Consider the following 2,528-nt stretch of genomic DNA (forward strand, 5'->3'; position numbering starts at 1 on the left):
GGTGTCGCGTAACTGGACGAGTTGGGATCGGGGGATGCCGTCTATAGTGGTGACTTTTTCATTATTCAACAGTGTGGGGAGTTCTGTTTGAGCAAAGACTGTTTCTGATTTTCCATACGGTGCTATTACTCTGACATCACCCGAGGCAGCCTCCGCAAACCGCTGGGATGCGTCATCCCATAATCCGTCTGGAATGCGTTTTCCGTTGACAACAGATCCGTTAAAAATTTCATTAACCTTTTCAACAACTTGATCTGGACTCGTAAATGATTTCACTGAATTCGTCAATGCGATACGAAATTCATCACTTCTCAACAATTGAACAACATCTGGATTATTCAACACTCTGTATTGACCATCTGGAAGATCATCCAGCACCCTCCATGCTTCTCCATTTAGTTGTCCCGGTTTGATATCGCCGCTGTAAAATACCGACGTTTTTCCTTCAGCACCAGCCATTTCAACCGATAAAGAATCTGCTAATTCGCGCAACTGTTCAATTGAAAATATTTCTCCAGCTTGATTAGCATTTTCCAATTGAACCAAGGCATCACTTAAACTAAACATCACTTATAATCCTTTAGCGTATTCGATTTTTGTAATAACACTCTCGTAAGGTAAGAACGCCTCCCAAGATTTTAATGCATCTTCCAAAATTGAAAAATTTTCATCTCTTTCAAAATCGGAAAAATCAAATCCTGTAGATTCTTGCACATAATAGTTAACTACATTTCCGACACCATCCTTCCAAGACCTGGATTCGCTAATCCTTAACAAATGAGAACTACCTTTAACAAATAATACATATACACCTGGAAACATTGTATCGTCAGGACCTCCGCCCATTGACAGGCAATAAAGTAGAGCTTTTTTTTCTGAATCAACCAACCTTTTATTGATGGGAACTCCTTTGCTAAGCCGAACAGCTTCCTCGTGCTCATCTAAAAATTCACTTATCCCATTTCTTAACCGCTCTAAAATAAAACTCATCCAAAATCCCTCATAATAATTTTTCGCTTTACCATAAACGCTAAAATGTAATCCGTCGAACCTTGCCTTTAACCCTAACAACAATTTCTCTTTCTCAACAAAAAACTCAAAGAACCCATCAAAAATCACCAACTTTAATTCAACTTTCGCGCAAAAAATATGCCTTGGTTAAGATTTTACCAACAGATAAAAAATAGCGAGCACAGACAACCCAATACCAGTAAAGCCATAGCGCTTCTCGCTATTAAACAATAAACCGACTAAACCCAAAAGAAATGTAAAAGCCGCTGCCCCTAAACAAGCCTGCATAATATGCCTGTTCCACGATATGTTTGTTTCCCCTTGGGCCGGAACCATGCCTTCTGGAGTAACTGTCATACCATAACCATAAAGTACGCAGCGAAAGCCAATATTTCCGCTAAAACAGCCAAGAAAACTGAGATTAGATTAAGCATAAATTAGATCTTACTTAATATACCTACCGAGCCTTGAGTACACTCGACATTCGTAATAACACTTTTATTAGGCAGAATTTTTTCCCAGGCTTGCAAAGCACCCTTTAGAATTGAACGAAATCCTTCATTTTCTTCAACTAAAAAATTTATACCTTCCACCTTTTCTACATGGTAGTTAGCCACGTTGCCGACCGTATCTTGCCAAAACCTTTTTAAACCAATATTTAACAAATAAGAACGTCCATCAATAAACAACACGTATACACCAGGGAAATCATCTCCATCCGGCCCACCCCCTACTGAAAGACAATAAAATAAAACCTTCCGATCATCGTCAACTAAACGCTGATAGATAGGAACTCCTTCACTAAACTTGATAGCTGTCTCATGTTCGTCTAAAAATCTACTTACACCGTTCCTTACATTTTCCAAAATAAAATTCATTTAAATTCTCCTACAGCAATCGTAGATACTTCCTTTAAAAAATAGCTCAAACTTTCTTGGCCAGTAAAATCCAAAGAATTAGTTTGATTGATGGCATCATCATAGTTAATAGGCATTTTCCTTTCCCTCAAACATCCAATATCACTTTAAAATCTGTACTCATAGAATAAATACCGCCATCCTTGTAAACCGTAAGAGCTTCCTTTAATGCAGTTAATATTTCTTCTCTTTTGTCTTCAAGATTAAAAGGCAAATCCATTTCTTCCAATTTCCAATGTATCCAACCTGGCCGTCCAGACCTTGTATCCGAACGAACCATAGACAAGCTCACTGTTAAAATTTCATGCCCCCAGTAAAAATTCCAGCGAGTGTCTCCCGATGCTTCTTCTCTTCCCCAGGATATACAACGCAAACGCATTTCTTTATCTCTGTCAATTGCCCAATCACGCGCACCCGCCCCCCTACGACATATTTTTCATCCATTTCTTTTATACGATACTTCTTTATGTCTTCGTCAGATATTTTTTCATTCACAAAAGCCATTTAATTACCCCTTAAAACTATCAAAACTTAAAACATTCTTATGCGGCGTTTAATATTAACCGGAACATTGAATTACTATTTTTTCTATCAGGTTTA

At 38.1% G+C, this 2,528-nt stretch carries 5 protein-coding genes; all 5 read right to left on the minus strand.

Annotated elements, in window-relative coordinates; genetic code table 11:
* A partial coding sequence (locus Q0983_RS15885) for a hypothetical protein (protein WP_299555612.1) occupies positions 1–567 on the minus strand: 567 nt, incomplete at its 3' end.
* A 3-nt stretch (positions 568–570) separates the two neighbouring features.
* A complete protein-coding gene (locus Q0983_RS15890) occupies positions 571–1,119 on the minus strand; it encodes a hypothetical protein (RefSeq protein ID WP_299555614.1) in 549 nt (182 codons plus the stop codon).
* 39 nt (positions 1,120–1,158) lie between these two features.
* Positions 1,159–1,368 (minus strand): hypothetical protein, encoded by a 210-nt coding sequence (locus tag Q0983_RS15895; RefSeq protein ID WP_299555615.1) that lies wholly within the window; start codon positions 1,366–1,368, stop codon positions 1,159–1,161.
* 80 nt (positions 1,369–1,448) lie between these two features.
* Positions 1,449–1,889, minus strand: coding sequence for a hypothetical protein (locus tag Q0983_RS15900; RefSeq protein WP_299555617.1), 441 nt, complete (start codon positions 1,887–1,889; stop codon positions 1,449–1,451).
* Between the two features lie 127 nt (positions 1,890–2,016).
* The gene (locus tag Q0983_RS15905; protein WP_299555619.1) at positions 2,017–2,307 is read right to left on the minus strand and encodes a hypothetical protein; all 291 of its coding nucleotides are present in this window, start codon (positions 2,305–2,307) and stop codon (positions 2,017–2,019) included.
* Positions 2,308–2,528: the final 221 nt, after the last annotated feature.

Origin of the sequence: Seonamhaeicola sp. (assembly GCF_028281565.1) — a bacterium.
Classification (GTDB): Bacteria; Bacteroidota; Bacteroidia; order Flavobacteriales; family Flavobacteriaceae; genus Seonamhaeicola.